The sequence below is a fragment of the Alteromonas sp. 1_MG-2023 genome (genome assembly GCF_030547075.1).
Lineage (GTDB): Bacteria > Pseudomonadota > Gammaproteobacteria > Enterobacterales > Alteromonadaceae > Alteromonas.
Window position 1 is genome coordinate 52,400 of the sequence record NZ_JAUOQH010000022.1, and the last position, 16,474, is coordinate 68,873.

A 16,474-nucleotide genomic window follows, 5' to 3' on the forward strand; every position below is an offset into this window, starting at 1 on the left:
GGTTTCCATGATGGAGTGCATCACATTGTGAGTAAATTGACATTAGGACAAGGAATGAACAGACAACTTCCACTACTTTCCTTAGCTGTGCTTCTTGGCTGCAATACGCAAACAGTAAAGGCGGACGAACTGCCCTTTACCTTAAGCGGCCATGTGCGGGTTAACTATGGTCACCAAGACTGGCAACTGCCTGAATTCAGAGATGGATTTGAATTCGAATCTATTAAACTGGGGGTTTCGGGAGAGTCTGACCAGTTTAGTTACAAAGCAGAATATCGATGGTATGAGAATACCGATTTCGACACAATTCGTTTTGCAGATCTTACTTACCACTGGGATGAATCGACGGACATTACTGCGGGTATCACCCAAACCCCTTTCGGCTTACAGCCATTTGGTTCAAATAACTTCTGGTTTTCAGTCAATTACTACTTAGGCTTCGAAGACGATTATGAAGCTGGTATCAAGATAAATCATGATTACGGTAATTGGGACTTTCAAGCCGCTTACTTTATGAATGACGAATATAACGATGCCGCTGAATTCGGTCGGTACTCATTTGATGTGGCTGATGATGGTGAGTTTCGAAACCAAGAAGATGGCCAGTACAATTTACGTGCAAATTACACGGCAAAATTCTTCCCGAGAAGTACTACCGATATTGGCGTGTCGTATCAGTATGGCGATATCTTAAATTTAGATACATTGGATGAAGGTGACATGACAGCTTACGCTGTGCACGTTCGTCACCAACAAGGTGATTTCAAAGTTGAGCTACAATACATCGATTACGAGTACGACTTAGCGGCACCTGAAGGGCAAGCGACTGACCGAGTCTCTCTGTCTGCATTTACCTTTCCTTTTTTAGCCGCGGCAGATGGCTCAACTTACTCAGCGAATTTGGTGTATTCCGTTCCTTATAAATTCACTCACATAGAATCACTCACGTGTTATACCGAATACAGTGTGGCTCAGGGCGATGAAGCATCAGGGAAAGATTCATCGCAGTGGATAAATGGCTGTAGTTTTGGATGGGATAAACTGTTTGTTTACGTAGATAGTATTCAAGGGAAAAATATGTGGTTTTCAGGTGGGCCAGGCGTAGGGTTAGACCTAGGTGGCCGCCAAGAAACAACACACAGATTGAATATTAATTTAGGTATCTATTTCTAAGGGAAGATTATGCGTTTATTAGCTATTTTTACACTACTTTTGACGTTAGTCCCACTGCAAAGTTGGGGGCATGCGTGGCTAAAAATTAAGATTGCTACCACCGAATATGCGCCTTACACCTCTTCAGAAATGGAGCATAACGGCTATATTAATCACATTATCTCTCAAGCGTTTTTAGAAACGGGTGTGGTCGTTGAATTTGTTTCGATGCCTTGGGATGAAGCAGTAGAAGCCACATTGAATGGTGAATTCGATGCCCTTTCATATGGTAACTTTGTACGTGCTAGAGGCGAGAAATTCTGGCATAGCGATCCTATCACAGCAGAGAGCCTGGTTTTCTATGTTAATACTAAATCTGACCTAGACACATGGTCGAATTTTGATGAACTTAAAAGTAAGAAAATGGGTGTAACGGAAGGCTATTTATACAATAACGAGTTGGCTAGTTATATTAAAAATACCCCCTCAGTAACGACTTACGCTACAGACAAAGAAAATTTAGAGGCATTAGTAAGCGGTGAAATAGACTTATTTCCAATAGATGATCTTACTGGCTGGTACTTGCTTCAACGAGACTTCACAGCAGAGCAGCGCCAAGCCGTGATGCCGATTAAACCGTTTATTTCCACAGTAACCACGCATTTGCTAGTGGCAAAGGGGCGAAACGACGACAGGTTGCTTATTGAGTTATTCAACAAAGGCTTAGAAGAACTCACATTGGATGGCAAGCTCACCCGCTTCAAACGGTTGTTAAAAAACGGCTTTTACCAAGATCCTAAAAAACCTGTGAATTTTGATAGACGCTAGTGCGGGTTCTATCTCAATCGAGCTATAGCCCTTATTACAGAGCGAGTCCCAAGAAGTGAGTCCTAGGAAGCGTGTCATAAGAAGTGAGTCCTAGGAAGCGAGTGACAAAGAGCAACTGAGCGACTTTTTTAACTGTTATAATGATTGAAAGGAGAGCTTGCTCTCCTTTTTTTATGCGCTAAAACTTTTATATAATAAATAGTTACACGCTTAGTAGACCAAAGATATAAGGAAAATTTCCAAAGCGGATATATACTTCACGCGTCCAGAGTATGCTAAATGAAAAGTCTGCCGATGTACTTTTCAATTTTGCCAAACATCTTGTTAAGGCAGCATTTAAACAGTGAGAGTGTAGATGTATACGTGTAGTAGTATGAATGGGTGGTTAAACCCAGTTAAGAATGTAGCTTTCAATCTTGCTTTATATCTTTTATTACCCTGCACGGTAATAGCTGCTTTGGCAGGGCTTTGTGCTAATGCCAACGCAGAAAATATTTCAAGTTCTAACCTAGAGTCTTCTCAGCCCACATTCGATATTAGCGGCTCTTTCAGGCTCAAATACGAGCATCTGAATAACCCTATTTTTCCTTCTTCTAGTGAAGACCGGGCACAAGTCAATCGCCGAATTTCATCTCGCCTATTAGTGAAAGCCGAAGCGAATTGGGACGTATTTAATGTTACTGCTGAACTTGCAGACTCACGCGCGTGGTTAGACGATAACGACCCCACATTAACGTCTTCCCAAGTGAATACGCTAGAACCATTGCAGTTCTTTGCTCGCTATACCCCAAAAAATACGATTGCTGCCGATGAAAGTGGATTGAAATCCATAACGGCAGGGCGAGTCACGTTCGACCATGGTTCTCGTCGACTAATTGGGCAAGGCGTATATCGAAATACAAAAAATGCCTTCGACGGTGTATTGGTAGACTGGACGGTAAGCGAGTGGAACGTTCGTGGTTTCTACTTATTGCCAGTAAGCCGATTACCCACGGATAGCGGAGCTGTGGCCGATGCCGACCGCGCTTTTGATAAAAGCTACAGTGAGCGGAAGTTTTTTGGCCTATATGTTACCTCGCCTGATAACAATGTGAAGGTGCACAGCTACTGGTTAAAAGAAGAAGACTCGGCAAAGCTTGCTACGAAAAACCGCGACCTTTACACCTTGGGTGTCGACTACACCAAACCTTTTGCCGATACATGGAAAGCCAATGTGGAAGTGATTGGGCAAACCGGAACCTCGCATCAAACCGCAAGTGCAAGTGACACCGCTGAATTAGACGTAGAAAGCTGGATGGTGCACGCTAATTTGGGTAAGAAAATTACCGACTTTACCTTGCTACGTGGTGAAGTAGATGTAATAAGCGGTGACAATGACAGTACCGATAACACCATATCCGACTTCGATAGCCTTTACGGCGTAAGAAGGTTCGATTTTGGACCAACAGACGTTTACCAAGCTATGCCCCGTAGAAATTTAGTCACTGCAGGGGCGCGAAGCATAACCACACCCACTACCGAACATAATATTATGGTGAGCTACAAGGCCATGTGGTATCAAAAAGCCCCAGAGTCTGTTGATAGCTTCATTGGTCATCAGTTAGAAGCAAGGTGGCGTTGGCAGGTAAAATCTTCACTACGACTTGCTATTGGTGCGGCCTATCTTTTGAAAGGGGATGGATTTGAGCGAGGGGATTACCCTGATGATAGCCAGTTTATGTTTACTGAAGCACTTTATACTTTCTAGTTTCTCATCCTATTTTCATGTTAACACTGCTGGAAGCTCGCAATTTTGCTGTGGGAATAGGTATACTCCGTAACCGCTTTTAGCCGTTTGCGATTAAGGGAAAAGATTGAGCGACAGCAATTCACTCACACATTATCAACGATTCATGCGCATGGTGCAGTTACTTGGCCCAGGTGTGTTAATGGCCACTGCTGCAGTTGGGGGAAGCCATCTTGTTGCTTCTACCCAAGCGGGCGCAAAATTTGGTTGGCAGCTGGTGGTACTTATTCTAGCGGTTAACATTTTAAAGTATCCTTTTTTCCGTGCAGGCGTTAGCTATACCATTAGCACTAGGCAAACCTTACAGTTCGGTTACCATAAAATGGGTAAGGGTTATTTAATTGTGGCGTTGTGCTTAAATGCATTAGCCTCAGTGGTGAACGCCGCCGCCCTCCTGTTATTTGCTGCAAGTCTGTTGTCTTATTTTTTGCCTTTCAATGTCTCTATTGCTATCGCGTCGGCCGCTATTTTGGGCGCTATATTGTTCATATTACTAGCAGGGCATTTTGAAGCCCTTGAAGGGGTGGCAAAAGCTATTATGGGCGTGTTGGTGTTGGCTACCGTTGCAGCCTTTTGCGCCGCAGTAGTGAATTTAGAACCCATGCCACCTAGCTTTGAATCGCCATCACCCTGGACGCTAGCGACCGTTGGGTTTTTAGTGGTTACCATGGGGTGGATGCCCGCGCCAATAGAAATATCTAGCATCACGTCGTTGTGGTTAAAGCGCCAGTGCCAAAACCAACCTGTAACGCCGAAAAATGCCTTGTTCGACTTCAACCTAGGTTATGCGGTGACCACCATTCTAGCCCTGCTTTTCTTAGGCTTAGGCGCATTGGTATTACACGGAAGTGGCGAAACACTTGCAACAGGCGGCATAGGCTTTTCCCAACAATTAGTCAGCCTTTACGCCAATACTATTGGTGATTGGGCACACTGGCTTATTGCCGTGGTAGCCTTTCTTTGTATATTTGGGTCGGCGTTAACGGTTTACGATGGTTATGCTCGGGTTATCGCCGAAGCTATTTCATTGGTATTGCCAAAGAAAATGGCGCGTGACGCGGTATTTGTTCCCGTACTACTGGCTATGGCCGCCATTAGTTTTAGTATCGTACTGTTTTTCAAATCTGCACTGTTAGCCATGCTAGGCTTTGCCATGACGTTAGCTTTTGTTACCACCCCCATGTTTGCGTGGCTTAATCACCGTTTGGTAAAAAGCGCAGCGCTGCATGAAGACGCAAAAGCCAGTTGGTGGATTACATTACTTAGCTATGTTGGCTTAGTGTATTTGTTTGGATTTTTACTGTTATTTGTATGGTGGAAATGGGGCTAGGCTGGAACTTAGGTTAGACTGGAGCTTAGGTTTGGCTAGGGTTGAGCTTTGACTAGGCTTGGTGCGTCAAGTTACGATGGCGCGCGTTTTGTGAAGATAAGCACTATTATCTGATATAGCACGTAAAAGCCTGTCAGTAGTGACACTAGCGCAATAATAGGGCTAAGAAGTAACCAACAAAGCACATAAAGAACAAGCCCGATTACACCTTTTTCAGACGCTCTAGCAAATAAGTCTATGGCGCCTAATAGAAGCGCCGCTGCGCATAAAAGGCCTACTATTACGGTGGTAATAATTAACAGCGTGTTTTCCACTTCTAATCTAGCCTAGCTTTTTCTGCCAAAACAGCGCGTGGCCTTCGCCTTCTGCCAGTTCATAGCTAGTAAAACCAAACTTTTCATAGGCAGATTTAGCCACCGTGTTATTACTTAGTACTTCCAAGGTAATTTTACAGCAGTCTTTTTCTATCGCTATTTCTTCTACTTTATTCAACATTTTTTGGCTAAGACCTAAGCCTCTGAATTCTGGAAGCACAGCAATATCATGAGTGTTAATAAGCGGTTTGCAGGCAAAAGTAGAAAACGCTTCAAAGCAGTTAATTAGGCCAGCGGGCTTTGCGTCCACAAAAGCGAGAATGCTAAAGGCATGGGGCAATGTAGATAATTTATCGACTAAGTTGTCGTAGGTGTGTTCAGAAAGTGCCTCAGCACCACCCATAGGATCTTTCGCATATTCGTTTAGCAAATAAGGAATGGCTTGCTTATGAGCGTCGTCAAAATAATCTGCTTTTATGATTTCTATTTTCATACACACCTTCACTACTTTATATGACCCCAGCTTGATATAGGCCCCAATGGTAATGAGATACCATGCTGGTGGGTTTTACACTGCTATCGTTTACGTTGTACTGTTTTCGTATTGGATCTACTTCGTACCTCTACTTCGTATCTCTACTTCGTATCCCTACTTGGTATCAGGTTTATCTTCTGCTTTTTTAACGCGAATATTAGCATCGCCCAACGCATGATTATTCAACGATTTAATGGCCGCTTTAGCTTCGCCTGGTTTTGGCATTTCTACAAATCCAAACCCTTTAGATGCGCCGCTTTTCTCATCAACTACAATGGTGCAAGACTGCACAGAACCGAAAGCTTCAAATAAGCTTGCTAGCTCTTCTTGTTTAGTTTGTCTGTCTAAATTACGAATTAGTATTTTCATTTTTTTTCCTGTGCGCTCGTCTAGATGAGAAGAGGCTTGTTATACAGCAAAGCTAAAGCGATGTAGATAGGTTTCGTGTTACTTCGCGGTATTCGCAGTAGTAAATCAAATTAAAAGTACATTAACACAACGCCAGCGTGATTTACTCCAATAGCCTTATTATAAAAAACTGTATTAAGGCGCTAAATCTCAATGCCAAATTGAGATGCTATATCAAGGCGCGTTACGCTCTGACGGCGCTGTTTTGAAATTTTGAATCATCTCATGAGGATCAACTTCTTTACTATGGCGCTTAGTGGCTTGTGCCCACCACATCAATTGGTTGAGAGTACGACCAAAATAATCGAACCACGATGATTGCTCTTCCCCTGGACACATCTCGCCGTTTTCTTCGAATACCTCCTGCGCCTTAGGAATATGAATCATAGCCGATACTGGCAAGCACCCCAACTCAGAAAGGTAAGTGCGCATGCCCACCGCAGCCCGCATACCGCCCCATTGCCCAGCCGAATAGGTAACGATAGCACTTGGCTTATAAGCAAATAACGAACTACCAAAGTGATTAAGCAGGTTCGAAAGGGCAGGGCTCATGGAATGATTATACTCGGGGCTAACCATGACATAGCCATCACAATTGGCAATTTTTTTGGCTAATATATTTAGTTTCTCAGGCGCTTTACCCTTTGCATAAGCAAAATGAGGTTTGAAAACCGTATCTAATGGGTAATCTAATGGGTCTATCAACTCCACTTCATGCTCGTCATAGCGAAGCTGCAAACAAGCCATCACCGCCTTTGCCACTCGCTCACCAAGACGAGCAGGTCTAGGTGGTGTGCTATCTCGCACTGTTCCTAAAAAAACAAGAAATTTCACTTGTACGCTCCTGTCACAAAATCCACCTGTCACAAAAACTAACCGCGAAAGGCTATTATCAAGTTGTGGAGAACAATATTGAGGCAACATAAAACAAACCGCAAATCACCACAGCGAATATTAACTTTGATTATCTTTTAAATCTAAATTCTGTTTCCATAATGACCTCATTTATTAACAAAATCAGGTGTAATAGATTATAGGCATGTTTTGGGATGAGTTCGAACATACAGAACGAATACCCCATTTAGCCATTGGAGATAATTTATTATGTCATTTACTCAATTACAGAATGCACGTGCTTTAGACTTACCAAGCCGAGAAGCCATGCTTCATCGTGCGCCATCCGTGCAACAGTTTTGGAATACAAATATCGAGCTGCTTAACAATGCGTGGAGCGAGTGGGAAGCCAGTGAAAAAGACAACCTATTCACCCTTGATGACTCTTTGCTAGATGCCAAGTTGCGCAGCGCAGTTATGCAAGCATGGGAAAACCCTGAAAAAGAAACGGACGTAAAGGCATTGATGGAAGAAGTATCACCTGATGTGTATCAATTCCAATTCTTTGATCCTGAAAGGTTGGTTGAATTGCGCGCCTATCTAGAAAAAGTGTGGGATGCTGAAATTGCACTAAGACCGCCCTACGGCATAGTATTAAACCGCCGTGGCGCCATGTTAGATAAACGTTCAGAAGGTTATTTGGCTGCGCCAAGTTTCCAAGCGTTTTATCGCACTATGCTAGACACATACATGCGACCTATCGCTCGATTGTTATTTCCTGAAATTATGGGATACGACACGCAAACATTTGGCTTTTCAATTCATTATCAGCCAAATACCGATACGTCGATTAGACCGCATACCGATGCATCAGCGGTAACGTTAAATATTAATCTAAACGTTCCGGGTGAAACATTTACGGGGTCGACAGTAGATTTTTACGATGTAAAAGCAGGAAAAGTGAAACCGTTAACGTTTACGCCTGGCAGCGCAATGATTCACCGAGGAAATGTACCTCATGCAGCGCAACCCATTACCAGAGGCAAGAGAACTAACTTTGTACTCTGGTTGTATGGCAATCGTGGTCATATACCATCACAAGGTGTTAAAGCCGTTAATACTGATGCCCGTGAAAGATGGACAGTACCATCACAAGCTCAAGATAATTTTGCGCCGTTTTAAGTGCCGTATTTAAAACGCATTACACTAATAACGGGGGCGGGGGAGCCTCCGTTACTTTTGTTTTGAATTCAGTTTTTTTGCTGCCATTAGTCCCACGATGAAAATGATAAAAATAACAAACCCGACTGACAGTAAAACATTGAGTAAAAAATCCATTCTAGCACCTTAACGTTTTTAATTATTCGCGAGCCCAAAGCTCTACGTAGTGATGTTACCTCTATTTATACCACCACGGCGAGAAATTAGCCCACATTGCCATTCACACAAGAATTCACACAAGCATTCGCATAAGCATCTACACAAGAACTTATACAAGAGCTTACACAAGAACTTACATAAGAACTTAGTATAAACACTTAGACAAGCACCTGCATGAACTCGAATAACAGGAGCATGCATGGCGTAATGCAAATTGGTTTAAACCGATTTATCAACCACTTCAATTTTTGATATGTCTACCAGTCGAATATGGGTTTGGTAGTAGTATTTCTCTGTTCTTTTTCCTTCCGAGATAAAGTCAATTCTAACTCGTGTAGCCTTACCTATTACTTTTACGGTTTTGTCTGTGAAGAATTCTTGCGGGGAAGCGCCATATTTGTCTTCAAGGCGAGGAATAAGGTTGGGAGACAACGCCACAGTAATGGCGCGGGGATCACGGTAATCAAGTTCAGTATTAAGATAAACAAAAGGCCCTTGGCTGCCTGTGGCTTTTATATGCAATACATACTCACCTAAAACACCTCTAGGAGCTTGTTCTGCCGCACGCCGAATAATTTCCATGGTATCTGAATTAGCTACCGCTGCAGTCGTCTCCGTTGAGGTTTGTGTAGAACTACACCCTGCTAAAACAAGCATTAAGCTCAACAACACGATTTTCATTTTACAATCCCTATAGTATTCGAAATGACAATTCGTCATCGCTTAGTATTTGAGCTAAGTATAGTTAAGCTTTTACTAATCGACGCTTATATTTACAACAACAGTAAGGTCACAGTTCATTTGCTTTCTTTGTGCTCAGGTAAATCTCGACAGACTTGGCAATCGATATGCTTTCGAAAATTGTAAGCCCTGCGAATAGCAAAGATTCCCACGGTGATAAACGACCACATTATTCCGAATTCGATAGCATAACCAAGGGTGCGCCCTTTTAAATACTGCACACCCGCTAACAATAAAAATACCAGTGGTAGGGCAATACTGTACTGAAAAATCCATTTTTTGAGTGGCATTGATATTCCTTATTAATGCTATTTTTTGAGTTGCTAAACTTTAAAACTAGTTTAATTTCGCGAATACATGCTTGTCGTAAAAGCGCCCATTTTTGAAAATTGCTTTTTTTAATACAGCTTCTTCGCTAAAACCTGATTTCAAAAGTAATTGCATAGAAGCGTGGTTACCCGAAAACACTGCGCCAAATATTCTAACAATATCTGTGTTAGTAAATACTAAGTCTGATATTAGCTGTATCGCTTTTGATGTAATACCTTTACGCCAGTAATTCTTATCCAACCAATAGCCTATTTCTCCAGATCGTTCGTATTCAAATAGCCCTTGGTTTACGCCAATACAGCCTACTAGTGCACCATTGTAAGAAATGGCTTTTACGATATTCGATTGGCTACCTTCTTTCACCCACCAAGCAGCATCGTCTTTTGTGTATGGCGAAGGAATTTTGGTAGAAAGAAACTCAGTAACGACGTCATCATTTAAGATGCCAACTAATCTATCGATATCATTTGTATTGAAGTCTCGAAGGGTAACCATTCAAATCCTAGTGCCTATAAGCGCTTGTGGTGTTTTATTTAAAGTCGAAAATACTAATGTAGCTTGCATCACAAGTATCTTTGCTTCTATCAATGTATACATCAACCGGAAAACCATAATCGATGTCAAAGTCAGGCATAGCATGGCTGTTTTTATCGTTACTGAATTTAATTGGCTCTTCATCTACCTGTTGCAGTAAATAGGAAAAAAGCTCATCTATAGTTGTTGCGAATACTATATCAGCGATTTCACTTGTACCTGAGAAATAGACCGAAACCGCCACGTTATCTTCAACGTTAATATCGACAATTGGTAATGCGTCAGCTAATGGACAGTCACCAGGGGCGCGGCTATAAGTGAATGAATAATCGGTAATTCCTGCTGAAAGCCATTTCGCTTGATTTTCTAAAATTACAGATTTTATCTCTTCTGAATCAATTGACGGCGTATCGCTACCACCACAAGAATATAAACAGAATAATGATAGTAGGGTTATTAATTTTAATTTCATAGAGGTTCCATCCTTAAATAATAATTAGATTTCATTCAACAACGTAAGACCCACTTTCCCGAGTATGCAAAAACGAATATTCGGCTAAGCTTTAAGAGCATGCTTAGCTTGTTAGTTATCGTTATCTGTCATGAACTGGATGGCTTCAGGATCTCTATTAATTTGTTTTTCAATAATTTTCAGCAGCTGGCTTTGGGGAACACCACAGTAGCCAAACCAAAAAAACACAGCGGTAATCATGAAGGTGGGGGTTACATTTGCATAACCACTGGTTTCAACGCCCCAATTCCCAAGGAATGGAAAGCCAACCGCAGCAATGGCGAAAATGACTGATAAATATCTAGAAACCTTCATTCCTTTCTTTGCTCGAAGGTAAATTTTAAAATCTGCACGTTCCATTATTTTTCTTCCGTTATTGCGACTTATACGTGCGCCACTTTATATGGGGGCTGAGTGGCAGGTAGCTCTCACCCAGTTCGGCAACCTAAAGTTTACCGAATGTATATTGTTAATATACATTCGGCAGTTAATGTCTCTTGCAAAATTTGGCAAGCAGTTCAGCTATATCAGTTAAGGCGCATCACTAGATACACTATTAGTGTTACTAATTGACGATAAGTTTTCGTTTAAATCTTCGATAAATTCTGAAATGATACTATCCAATGCTAGCTTTGTAGATTGTTGTGTAGCATTTTTCATTGCCCAAGGGCCGCCCCAAAACATTTTCGCACCTTGGGATAAGCCTTCAGCATTATATGTTTTACTAAATTGTTCGTTGCCATTTTCCGATAATGAAATATCTAGTGAAATATACGCGTGATGATTTTTGAACTCGTAATTACTCAAGTTAAAAGAAATAAGCCTTTCTGCATGGCCGTTTTCGTTCTCAGTGAGACTTCCGAAAGAATCTTGTACATCTGTTGAAGTCAGTGTTTCTTTTAAAATGTCACCGAACTCTACTATCCATAAATGGGCATAGCCTACAGTTGCAGATCTAAACTCATAGTTATGATTTAGCGTTTCTTCAGAAATTGTGTATTCCGCACCCATACTAGATTTTGGAAGAGAGCTTTCGCCCTGATTATTGATGAGGTACTGCCCATAGTCTTTGGCTATAGGGTGTTTTATCGAACATCCAGTGGTTGCGACAATAGTAAGTAAAATTATAGTTATATATATTTTTTTCACGTTTTTTCCGTAATGATTTTAAAGCTAATACTACCCACAAAAGTGGACATCCTTGTTTAGCGCAATGCTACCTGAAACCAGAAGAACTCGTTTATTGTTCCTAATTAAAGATAATCTACGCAAATACAATAGTTATTCGTAGTTGAAGATACTGGATTTAATTTACTGAAGCGAGCTGAATTTATTGTGAAATATCAAATTATGTTCATCTGTAAGAGGCTGCCCGATGGTATTTATATTCAAACTATGTGCTACGTTTCCTGTCTAGGTAACTTTTACCATCTTCGCTCTTAGATATACTGGAATATTGTCAATTAATACAATACTCAGATATCGGTAGTCACTAAATGCGCTGTAGTTCACCGTCGTATTTAAAAACCATTTAACACCTGTGTCAGCTGAGTGCGTAAAACAACTCCGAACATAAGTTATCAACCAAAATTCAGCGCTATTTGATGATAAGCTTAGTCCATAGCCCATAAATTTACTTAAACACCATGAAAGACTGCAATCAGTGCGGAAAATGCTGCATCAAGTATAGCGATGGTGATTTATCTGCCACACAAGAAGAAATTGACCTATGGGAACTATTTAATCCAGATATTTTTGAGTATGTAAAAGGTGGACAAATTTGGTTTGATCCCGAAACAGGAGAACAACTAAGCCTCTGCCCATTTCTGGAGTTAGCACCAAAAGCTAAAGCGGAAGAAAAAGACAAATACAACTGTAGTATTTACCTCGATAGACCAGAAGATTGTCGTCATTACCCTAGCCTTATCAATGAAATGGTTCGGGATGAATGTGAAATGATTGAAATTGTCGATTTAGAAAACGTAAAGAAAGCTCAGAATCAGTTAGATAGGCTAATGAGCTCAAGCCGATCATCGAGCCATTCTTAGGATTATTTTTGCAGCCCATTTATCAAGAAGTTTGGCTGGAGCAAATGAAAGAAATAACCCTAGCACTGGAAATAACCCAGATAAAATAGCGGCTTCTATTTTATCTGAAGGGTCTTTAGTTAGAACACCATTAATTTCAATTACAGCATTTGGGTCTAACGCCGCTTGAGTAAATACAAACACCAATACACTTCCGACAAAAATTAACGTAGCTCCAGCAAGTCTGCTTAAGCCAACCACAATATCCACTTTTTTCTTAAGCTCTTCGTCCATATCCTACTCAAAATTTTCAACGCAGCGCGTGGTTAATGCGCTTGCACTGATTTAGTTCTCACTACTAGCCTTATTTGCATATTTACCAATAGTTTTACCAGTTGTAGCCCAAACCATTACTCCTCCCCATGCAATTAGAGAAAAGCCCGCGGGAATACAAGCAAGTAATATATATTTGAAATGTTTTCTATTAAATACCAAGGCAAGTAATGCAGGAAGAAACCAGAGGATAAAAACCCCAACTAATACAAAACCTATAAATGCGTAGTTGTCACTTGCCAAAATACTATCGATGTATTCCATACTATTACCCCTTAATATTAACTACTTATTTTATGAAATTGACAATAAAAATTGATTGTCAAAGTAATAGTCTTGAAGCTGGGGAATTTATTACAGAACCAATAAAAAATATTTTCGAACCGAGCTATTTTAGCTATTTTATTTAGCTATTTCACACCTACCCAAGTGCCAGCTTTTGTAGTAAAACGCCAGAGCTGAGTTGATTGCAATGTTACGCGGCAGTATAACGTTTGCCTACGAGCCAGCCAGCGACCACAACACTTAAAAAACCAAGAACTAGTGGCACCAAGAAGATATACCCTGAATTTAATACGTTGCTACCTAAGGATTCCCAAACCATAATCAGTATTACGCCGAGCATTGTGTAAGCTGAATAATAAACCGTCTTTGACTTTGAAAGAATGCCAAGAAGCGGCAGCAAAGCGAGTGATATCAAAAAATACGGAACAGTTATAGTGAAAATGTTAACTACGAGCGAACCTAATTCTGGCCCAAATAGCTCGTAGTAATTTCGAGGTATCGCTATTGCAGCGGTAAATCCAATTACAAACTCCAACACCTTAACTAAAGCTACTGAAATAATTAATGCCGCATAGATTTTTTTCATAGTCATAGTCATCCATGATGAATTACGCTTAACGTCCCCGCGCACGCACTGCTAGCCAACAGTTGTTTGGTATGCGCTATTAACTTACAAAGTACAAGTACTATAATTAAGTATATATTGGTACTGGGGGGAAGCAAATGGCTAAAAATACCAGCATTACTCTTGGAGAACATTTTTAAGGCTTTGTTGCTAGCCAAATACAAACTGGTCGTTATGGCTCAGCAAGTTAAATATTTATCTTAAGGTTTGCTCATACCTTACAAATTTTAGCTTTCTTATTGCGATTCCAAGTCAGTTACCGTTACAGATGTCTCACCGTAATTTTTAGCTCGGACTCTCATTAACTCCTTTAACCTCTCTACATCACTAGGGGAAAGTTTAAATTTACCGCCAGTGTTTGTTGCATCTTTAGCGTGAATAAGTTTAGAGGTACTTAAAAGCAGTAACAAACCACCAATTTTGGTCAATATATTAATTAATTTAAATAAACTCATAAAAGTCCTTATTTAAAATCGAATAGTTCACAATATTCATGAGCAACATAACTTTGTGCTAAGAGACGCTAGCGCGTGGACTAAAATCCGAATTAAATGAGCGCGCCTAGCTGTTAGGGTTCCAGCCCGCGCAGCGAGCGTGCTTAATCTTTTGTTATACGACTTTTACTCATCATAGTCTGAATTGAACAAATCCATACGGTCGTTTACATATTCCATTATATCGTCGTATTTGAATTCTGTGATTTTGTCGGCAACAACGTAACCATATAAAAACGAAGATACAAAGTGAAATTTGTATTGCTCTTTGGACTTGGGATGGTGCCCCCAGTCTTCGTAAACCATATCCTCTGTTTCGTTGCCAATTCGCTGTATGAGGGAGTTGTTATTGGTTTTGTTAACCTCTGCATAAAATATTGGAGCAAGCATGAACATATTTTCTCTAGGTATTTCACCATTAATACATGCCGCTTCTGCTCTTGATAATGCCTCTTTAGAAAGCTTTAACCATTCTTCCATACGATGTTACCTAAAAGTCGTATAACGGCCCACATAAGTGGCAGTTACACGTGGGCTAAAATTCGAGCGAAGCGACCTAATATGTTTGTTAATGCCCGCTACTCTCCAGAGATTAAAAACTTAGATATAAGACTGAAATATTGTTCCAGTTGTTCTCACCAAATGATATGACCAGCTTTTTCTATAAAATTATATTTTGAACCTAACAGCTCGGCATACTCAATAACAGTTCCATAATCCCCAGAATCGCACTGCCCCTGTATGATGATGGAAGGTACAGATATGTCTTTTAATTTTGGTCTAATATCTTCGAGATCGGGGTTGTAATATGCCCAATGCTTTCTGCCAAAAAACAGCACTACCAGCGCTTGGGTCTAATTCGTAACTACTAAATCCAAATTTTTCATACGCTGCTTTAGCAATGTTATTATTGCTTAATACCTCTAGTGTTATTTTACAACAGCCTAAGTTTTTGGCTATTGATTCCACTTTTTCAAGTAATTTTTGACTGAGACCTAGCCCTCTAAACTTTTTGTGAACACATATGTCGTGGATGTTGACAAGAGGCTTGCACGAAAAAGTCGAGAACCCTTCGAAACAATTGGCTAAAGCTGCTGGTGAGTCGTCGACGTATATTAAAATACTAAAAGCTTGTGGGATTTTTGATAGTTCAGAAGAAAGGTTTGCCATAGTTGTTTCTGACAAAGGGCTTCCACCGCCCATTGGGTCACAAGCATACTCGTTTAAAAGAAACGGAATATCTTGAGCGAGTTTATGCGCTTGTTAAACCAACAATGATAGCCTAAAATGACCTAATTAAAGACCTTTTAGGAGACCGTTATGGCGGCTAGAGTTTTGGCTGAAGTTGCTGCAAGTATTACAGAGCTAAAAGCAAACCCTATGAAAGTTGCGAGCAGTGCCTATGGCGATCCTGTCGCCATATTGAATAGGAATGAACCCGCATTCTATTGTGTCCCAGCTGAGATTTACGAAAAAATGATGGATCGTTTGGAGGATCTGGAACTACTACAGCTTGTTAAAGAAAGGCAAGGTGAAGAAAGCGTTTCGGTGAATTTGGATGACCTATAAATTAGAGTTTAAAAGAAGCGCCCTAAAAGAATGGAATAAGCTTGGTAGTACTTTGCAGCAGCAATTGAAGAAGAAGTTAGCAGAGAGGTTAAAAACACCGCACGTAGCCCCAGATAGAGTGTTAGGTGCCGATAATGTTTATAAAATAAAATTACGTCAATCAGGATATAGGTTGGTGTATCAGGTACTTGATGACGTAGTAGTAGTTACAGTGCTTGCAGTGGGAAAACGCGAAAGAAATGAGGCTTACAAAAAAGCATTAAAGAGACTTGATGCTGAATAAGGGTTTAACTTTTAAATAAGGGGCGCAGGCACGTAGGGCATAATGGCGAAGCCGCCCTGCGTGTTTGCGTCCCAAGAGAGTTCCCCCACAAAAGTGGACACTCGTTTTAATTGTTAAGTTACATACTTTCATATTGCTGTGGTGTTTTAAAGTTCAACGATGAGTGTATTCGCTG

24 protein-coding genes and 1 pseudogene are annotated in these 16,474 nt (G+C 40.8%); 9 read left to right on the top strand and 16 right to left on the bottom strand.

The annotated features are described in order from the left end of the window. The first annotated feature begins 54 nt into the window (after positions 1-54). From Q4561_RS18015 to Q4561_RS18030, 4 genes are all read left to right on the top strand, one after another. Positions 55-1,173, top strand: a complete 1,119-nt coding sequence (locus tag Q4561_RS18015; protein ID WP_303462629.1) for a hypothetical protein — start codon at positions 55-57, stop codon at positions 1,171-1,173. Between the two features lie 9 nt (positions 1,174-1,182). Further along, positions 1,183-1,980, top strand: a complete 798-nt coding sequence (locus Q4561_RS18020; protein ID WP_303462631.1) for an ABC transporter substrate-binding protein — start codon at positions 1,183-1,185, stop codon at positions 1,978-1,980. A 373-nt stretch (positions 1,981-2,353) separates the two neighbouring features. After that, positions 2,354-3,727, top strand: coding sequence for an alginate export family protein (locus Q4561_RS18025; RefSeq protein ID WP_303462633.1), 1,374 nt, complete (start codon positions 2,354-2,356; stop codon positions 3,725-3,727). Positions 3,728-3,872: 145 nt separating this feature from the next. Beyond that, complete coding sequence (locus Q4561_RS18030; RefSeq protein WP_303462657.1) at positions 3,873-5,096, top strand: NRAMP family divalent metal transporter; 1,224 nt, start codon at positions 3,873-3,875, stop codon at positions 5,094-5,096. A 71-nt stretch (positions 5,097-5,167) separates the two neighbouring features. On the opposite strand, the gene Q4561_RS18035 is transcribed toward Q4561_RS18030, so the two are convergent. The 4 genes from Q4561_RS18035 to Q4561_RS18050 all read right to left on the bottom strand — a co-directional run bounded on the left by Q4561_RS18035 (position 5,168) and on the right by Q4561_RS18050 (position 7,187). After that, entirely contained in the window at positions 5,168-5,410 is a 243-nt protein-coding gene (locus Q4561_RS18035; protein ID WP_303462634.1) for a hypothetical protein, read from the bottom strand. 7 nt (positions 5,411-5,417) lie between these two features. Beyond that, positions 5,418-5,903 (bottom strand): GNAT family N-acetyltransferase, encoded by a 486-nt coding sequence (locus Q4561_RS18040; RefSeq protein ID WP_303462636.1) that lies wholly within the window; start codon positions 5,901-5,903, stop codon positions 5,418-5,420. 156 nt (positions 5,904-6,059) lie between these two features. Continuing rightward, the gene (locus Q4561_RS18045) at positions 6,060-6,314 is read right to left on the bottom strand and encodes an RNA-binding protein (protein WP_303462637.1); all 255 of its coding nucleotides are present in this window, start codon (positions 6,312-6,314) and stop codon (positions 6,060-6,062) included. 213 nt (positions 6,315-6,527) lie between these two features. Continuing rightward, on the bottom strand, positions 6,528-7,187 hold the full coding sequence (locus Q4561_RS18050) for an NADPH-dependent FMN reductase (RefSeq protein ID WP_303462638.1): 660 nt from the start codon (positions 7,185-7,187) through the stop codon (positions 6,528-6,530). A 270-nt stretch (positions 7,188-7,457) separates the two neighbouring features. On the opposite strand from Q4561_RS18050, the gene Q4561_RS18055 reads away from it, so the two are divergent. Further along, positions 7,458-8,369 carry a 2OG-Fe(II) oxygenase family protein gene (locus tag Q4561_RS18055; protein WP_303462639.1) on the top strand — a complete coding sequence of 304 codons (912 nt, stop codon included), beginning with the start codon at positions 7,458-7,460 and terminating at the stop codon, positions 8,367-8,369. Positions 8,370-8,786: 417 nt separating this feature from the next. Here Q4561_RS18055 and Q4561_RS18060 read toward each other — a convergent pair whose 3' ends face one another. From Q4561_RS18060 to Q4561_RS18085, 6 genes are all read right to left on the bottom strand, one after another. Then, positions 8,787-9,248, bottom strand: a complete 462-nt coding sequence (locus tag Q4561_RS18060; RefSeq protein WP_303462640.1) for a hypothetical protein — start codon at positions 9,246-9,248, stop codon at positions 8,787-8,789. Positions 9,249-9,364: 116 nt separating this feature from the next. Beyond that, positions 9,365-9,598 carry a hypothetical protein gene (locus tag Q4561_RS18065; RefSeq protein WP_303462641.1) on the bottom strand — a complete coding sequence of 78 codons (234 nt, stop codon included), beginning with the start codon at positions 9,596-9,598 and terminating at the stop codon, positions 9,365-9,367. A 46-nt stretch (positions 9,599-9,644) separates the two neighbouring features. Then, a complete protein-coding gene (locus tag Q4561_RS18070) occupies positions 9,645-10,133 on the bottom strand; it encodes a GNAT family N-acetyltransferase (RefSeq protein WP_303462642.1) in 489 nt (162 codons plus the stop codon). A 34-nt stretch (positions 10,134-10,167) separates the two neighbouring features. After that, positions 10,168-10,644 (bottom strand): DUF6174 domain-containing protein, encoded by a 477-nt coding sequence (locus tag Q4561_RS18075; protein ID WP_303462643.1) that lies wholly within the window; start codon positions 10,642-10,644, stop codon positions 10,168-10,170. Positions 10,645-10,755: 111 nt separating this feature from the next. Continuing rightward, complete coding sequence (locus Q4561_RS18080) at positions 10,756-11,043, bottom strand: hypothetical protein (RefSeq protein WP_303462644.1); 288 nt, start codon at positions 11,041-11,043, stop codon at positions 10,756-10,758. A gap of 171 nt (positions 11,044-11,214) precedes the next feature. After that, the gene (locus Q4561_RS18085) at positions 11,215-11,832 is read right to left on the bottom strand and encodes a hypothetical protein (RefSeq protein WP_303462645.1); all 618 of its coding nucleotides are present in this window, start codon (positions 11,830-11,832) and stop codon (positions 11,215-11,217) included. Positions 11,833-12,329: 497 nt separating this feature from the next. Between Q4561_RS18085 and Q4561_RS18090 the strand changes: the two genes are divergently transcribed. Further along, a complete protein-coding gene (locus Q4561_RS18090; protein ID WP_303462646.1) occupies positions 12,330-12,731 on the top strand; it encodes a YkgJ family cysteine cluster protein in 402 nt (133 codons plus the stop codon). On the opposite strand, the gene Q4561_RS18095 is transcribed toward Q4561_RS18090, so the two are convergent. From Q4561_RS18095 to Q4561_RS18105, 3 genes are all read right to left on the bottom strand, one after another. After that, a complete protein-coding gene (locus tag Q4561_RS18095; protein ID WP_303462647.1) occupies positions 12,714-13,004 on the bottom strand; it encodes a hypothetical protein in 291 nt (96 codons plus the stop codon). The two genes, Q4561_RS18090 and Q4561_RS18095, sit on opposite strands and share 18 nt — an antisense overlap. 51 nt (positions 13,005-13,055) lie before the next feature. After that, a complete protein-coding gene (locus tag Q4561_RS18100; RefSeq protein ID WP_303462648.1) occupies positions 13,056-13,307 on the bottom strand; it encodes a superinfection immunity protein in 252 nt (83 codons plus the stop codon). A gap of 211 nt (positions 13,308-13,518) precedes the next feature. Beyond that, the gene (locus Q4561_RS18105) at positions 13,519-13,914 is read right to left on the bottom strand and encodes a hypothetical protein (RefSeq protein ID WP_303462649.1); all 396 of its coding nucleotides are present in this window, start codon (positions 13,912-13,914) and stop codon (positions 13,519-13,521) included. Positions 13,915-14,093: 179 nt separating this feature from the next. On the opposite strand from Q4561_RS18105, the pseudogene Q4561_RS19825 reads away from it, so the two are divergent. Next, positions 14,094-14,144, top strand: a pseudogene (locus tag Q4561_RS19825) (type II toxin-antitoxin system ParD family antitoxin); the annotation flags it as partial. A 45-nt stretch (positions 14,145-14,189) separates the two neighbouring features. Here the strand turns inward: Q4561_RS19825 and Q4561_RS18110 are convergent. From Q4561_RS18110 to Q4561_RS18120, 3 genes are all read right to left on the bottom strand, one after another. After that, entirely contained in the window at positions 14,190-14,408 is a 219-nt protein-coding gene (locus Q4561_RS18110; protein WP_303462650.1) for a hypothetical protein, read from the bottom strand. Between the two features lie 165 nt (positions 14,409-14,573). Then, a complete protein-coding gene (locus tag Q4561_RS18115; RefSeq protein ID WP_303462651.1) occupies positions 14,574-14,927 on the bottom strand; it encodes a hypothetical protein in 354 nt (117 codons plus the stop codon). Between the two features lie 300 nt (positions 14,928-15,227). Beyond that, complete coding sequence (locus tag Q4561_RS18120) at positions 15,228-15,650, bottom strand: GNAT family N-acetyltransferase (protein WP_368411537.1); 423 nt, start codon at positions 15,648-15,650, stop codon at positions 15,228-15,230. A 117-nt stretch (positions 15,651-15,767) separates the two neighbouring features. Between Q4561_RS18120 and Q4561_RS18125 the strand changes: the two genes are divergently transcribed. Then, positions 15,768-16,016: a type II toxin-antitoxin system Phd/YefM family antitoxin gene (locus Q4561_RS18125; protein ID WP_032095995.1), complete on the top strand. Its 249-nt coding sequence runs from the start codon at positions 15,768-15,770 to the stop codon at positions 16,014-16,016. Beyond that, positions 16,006-16,299 (top strand): type II toxin-antitoxin system RelE/ParE family toxin, encoded by a 294-nt coding sequence (locus tag Q4561_RS18130; protein WP_007991254.1) that lies wholly within the window; start codon positions 16,006-16,008, stop codon positions 16,297-16,299. The genes Q4561_RS18125 and Q4561_RS18130 overlap by 11 nt, the downstream gene beginning before the upstream one ends. Positions 16,300-16,474 lie beyond the last annotated feature (175 nt).

Bases quoted from the DNA above. Each gene is read 5' to 3' on its own strand.
- Q4561_RS18015 (WP_303462629.1), top strand. From the start codon at position 55: ATGAACAGACAACTTCCACTACTTTCCTTAGCTGTGCTTCTTGGCTGC.
- Q4561_RS18090 (WP_303462646.1), top strand. From the start codon at position 12,330: ATGAAAGACTGCAATCAGTGCGGAAAATGCTGCATCAAGTATAGCGAT.
- Q4561_RS18040 (WP_303462636.1), bottom strand. From the start codon at position 5,903: ATGAAAATAGAAATCATAAAAGCAGATTATTTTGACGACGCTCATAAG.
- Q4561_RS18020 (WP_303462631.1), top strand. From the start codon at position 1,183: ATGCGTTTATTAGCTATTTTTACACTACTTTTGACGTTAGTCCCACTG.
- Q4561_RS18105 (WP_303462649.1), bottom strand. From the start codon at position 13,914: ATGAAAAAAATCTATGCGGCATTAATTATTTCAGTAGCTTTAGTTAAG.
- Q4561_RS18110 (WP_303462650.1), bottom strand. From the start codon at position 14,408: ATGAGTTTATTTAAATTAATTAATATATTGACCAAAATTGGTGGTTTG.
- Q4561_RS18060 (WP_303462640.1), bottom strand. From the start codon at position 9,248: ATGAAAATCGTGTTGTTGAGCTTAATGCTTGTTTTAGCAGGGTGTAGT.
- Q4561_RS18045 (WP_303462637.1), bottom strand. From the start codon at position 6,314: ATGAAAATACTAATTCGTAATTTAGACAGACAAACTAAACAAGAAGAG.
- Q4561_RS18075 (WP_303462643.1), bottom strand. From the start codon at position 10,644: ATGAAATTAAAATTAATAACCCTACTATCATTATTCTGTTTATATTCT.
- Q4561_RS18070 (WP_303462642.1), bottom strand. From the start codon at position 10,133: ATGGTTACCCTTCGAGACTTCAATACAAATGATATCGATAGATTAGTT.
- Q4561_RS18095 (WP_303462647.1), bottom strand. From the start codon at position 13,004: ATGGACGAAGAGCTTAAGAAAAAAGTGGATATTGTGGTTGGCTTAAGC.
- Q4561_RS18080 (WP_303462644.1), bottom strand. From the start codon at position 11,043: ATGGAACGTGCAGATTTTAAAATTTACCTTCGAGCAAAGAAAGGAATG.
- Q4561_RS18030 (WP_303462657.1), top strand. From the start codon at position 3,873: ATGCGCATGGTGCAGTTACTTGGCCCAGGTGTGTTAATGGCCACTGCT.
- Q4561_RS18055 (WP_303462639.1), top strand. From the start codon at position 7,458: ATGTCATTTACTCAATTACAGAATGCACGTGCTTTAGACTTACCAAGC.
- Q4561_RS18100 (WP_303462648.1), bottom strand. From the start codon at position 13,307: ATGGAATACATCGATAGTATTTTGGCAAGTGACAACTACGCATTTATA.
- Q4561_RS18115 (WP_303462651.1), bottom strand. From the start codon at position 14,927: ATGGAAGAATGGTTAAAGCTTTCTAAAGAGGCATTATCAAGAGCAGAA.
- Q4561_RS18125 (WP_032095995.1), top strand. From the start codon at position 15,768: ATGGCGGCTAGAGTTTTGGCTGAAGTTGCTGCAAGTATTACAGAGCTA.
- Q4561_RS18130 (WP_007991254.1), top strand. From the start codon at position 16,006: ATGACCTATAAATTAGAGTTTAAAAGAAGCGCCCTAAAAGAATGGAAT.
- Q4561_RS18065 (WP_303462641.1), bottom strand. From the start codon at position 9,598: ATGCCACTCAAAAAATGGATTTTTCAGTACAGTATTGCCCTACCACTG.
- Q4561_RS18120 (WP_368411537.1), bottom strand. From the start codon at position 15,650: ATGGGCGGTGGAAGCCCTTTGTCAGAAACAACTATGGCAAACCTTTCT.
- Q4561_RS18025 (WP_303462633.1), top strand. From the start codon at position 2,354: ATGAATGGGTGGTTAAACCCAGTTAAGAATGTAGCTTTCAATCTTGCT.